The sequence below is a fragment of the Psychrobacillus sp. genome, from assembly GCF_056205495.1.
The window spans coordinates 1-2,316 of sequence record NZ_JBAEAP010000519.1 but is presented as its reverse complement, the minus strand read 5'-3'; the positions used below and the strand labels follow the sequence as shown (position 1 = coordinate 2,316).

The 2,316-nt window shown below is 39.0% G+C and carries 2 protein-coding genes and 1 pseudogene; all 3 read left to right on the top strand.

Features of this window, described 5'->3' with window-relative positions:
• The coding region (xerD, locus tag AC06OU_RS14740; protein ID WP_475856776.1) for a site-specific tyrosine recombinase XerD at positions 1–801 on the top strand (801 nt) is incomplete at its 5' end.
• A gap of 72 nt (positions 802–873) precedes the next feature.
• On the top strand, positions 874–2,052 hold the full coding sequence (gene deoB / locus AC06OU_RS14735) for a phosphopentomutase (RefSeq protein WP_475856774.1): 1,179 nt from the start codon (positions 874–876) through the stop codon (positions 2,050–2,052).
• Between the two features lie 15 nt (positions 2,053–2,067).
• Positions 2,068–2,316 (top strand): annotated as a pseudogene (gene deoA / locus AC06OU_RS14730) (pyrimidine-nucleoside phosphorylase); the annotation flags it as partial.

Sequence of the window (2,316 nt, the reverse complement as noted above, 5' to 3'; positions counted from 1 at the left end):
ACGGATTATTTAAAGTCTATCTTCACTATACAGCAGTTAAAGAGCTTAGCAGATGTGGAAAGACATCATATTATCTTACATTTAAGAGATTTAAAAGAACAAGGTAAATCGGCTCGTACGGTTTCTCGACATATTTCGTCTATCCGTTCCTTTCATCAATTTTTGTTAAGGGAGAAAGTGACAACAAACGACCCTACCATTCATCTGGAGCTTCCTCAGCTAGAGCAGAAGCTACCAAACTTTTTGTCTGTTGAGGAGCTGAACAACCTTTTAGGAAGTATTGATGTGTCCAAGCCGCAGGGAGTTAGGGACCTTGCGATGTTTGAACTTATGTACGCAAGTGGTATGCGTATAAGTGAGTGTCTAAATCTAAATTTAGAGGATTTACATTTGTCGATGGGATTTGTCCGTGTTTTTGGTAAGGGTGGGAAGGAACGTATTATTCCACTTGGAGGAGCAGCATTGCGTGCGTGTGGCAATTATATCGAACAAGCTCGACCTGCACTACTCAAAAAAGAACGTACAGATGCTATTTTTATCAATCAAAGAGGGAAACGTTTAACCAGACAGGGAATATGGAAATTACTAAACAAGCATGTCCTTGCTGCTGGTATAAAAAAAGAAATTACACCACATATTTTACGGCATTCTTTTGCCACTCACTTGATTGAGAACGGGGCTGATCTAAGAGCCGTTCAGGAAATGTTAGGACATGCTGACATCTCTACGACACAGATTTACACCCACGTAAGTAAAAAGCGATTAAAAGAAGTTTACAAACAATACCATCCTCGTGCATAATGTCAGAGGTCTGACATTTATTTTCGGAGATTTTTTGGTACACTAATAAAGAACAAGTAGGAGGTAGAAATTATGGGAAAATTTAAACGTATACATGTCATTGTGATGGACTCTGTCGGAATTGGTGAAGCACCAGATGCTGCAGCCTTCGGTGACGTTGGCTCACATACACTTGGACATATTGCAGAAAAAATGAATGGATTGAAAATGCCAGAAATGCAAAAGCTAGGGCTAGGTAATATTGATTCTATTAAAGGTATTGCTCCAGCAGATCAACCAACAGCTTATTACGGGAAGATGCAAGAAGCTTCTGTTGGCAAGGATACGATGACTGGCCACTGGGAAATTATGGGGTTAAATATCGACAAACCATTTAAAGTATATCCAAACGGATTTCCTGAAGAGCTTATCACTGCTTTAGAGGAGAAAACAGGGCGTAAGGTGATTGGTAACAAGCCAGCGAGTGGTACAGAGATTTTAGACGAGCTAGGGGAAGAGCATATGAAAACGGGAGCAATAATCGTTTATACTTCCGCTGATCCAGTTCTTCAAATTGCTGCACACGAAGAAGTGGTTCCATTAGAAGAATTATACCGAATTTGTGAAATCGCAAGAGAACTGACGTTGTCTCCTGAATTTTTAGTTGGTCGTATCATTGCACGTCCATTTATTGGAGAGCCAGGAAGCTTTGTTCGTACTTCAAATCGTCATGACTATGCTCTAAAACCGTTTGCTCGTACAGCAATGAATGAATTGCAAGATGCTGGTTTAGAAGTAATGGCGATTGGTAAAATTAATGACATTTTTAATGGGGAAGGTATTACTTCCACAGTTAGAACAAAAGATAACATGGATGGCATGGACAAATTTATCGAAACGTTGGATAAAGACTTTACAGGTATTAGTTTCTTAAACCTAGTAGACTTCGATGCTTTATATGGTCACCGCAGAGATCCAATTGGCTACGGTAAGGCTCTAGAAGAGTTCGATGCTCGCTTGAAGGAAGCGCTTCCTAAGCTAACAAGTGATGATTTATTAATCATTACAGCTGATCACGGAAACGACCCTACAATGCCAGGAACAGACCACACGCGTGAATTTGTTCCATTAACTGTTTATTCACCTAGATTTACAGAAATTAAAGAATTGCCTTTACGTATGACATTTGCAGATATAGGAGCAACAATTGCAGATAACTTTGATGTAAAGCCAACTGCATTTGGTGAAAGCTTCCTATCTTTATTAAAATAAAGGACGTGTATGAAAATGAGAATGAATGACATTATTGAAAAGAAAAGAGATGGCCATGCTCTAACAAAAGAGGAAATTAGTTTCTTTATTGATGGCTATACAAACGGTTCTATTCCTGATTATCAAGCTAGTGCATTACTAATGGCAATCTACTTCAAAGATATGAATGATGAGGAACGTGCCAACCTAACGATGGCTATGGTTAACTCTGGAGAACAAATTGACTTATCAGCAATCGAGGGTGTAAAAGTTGATAAGCATTCT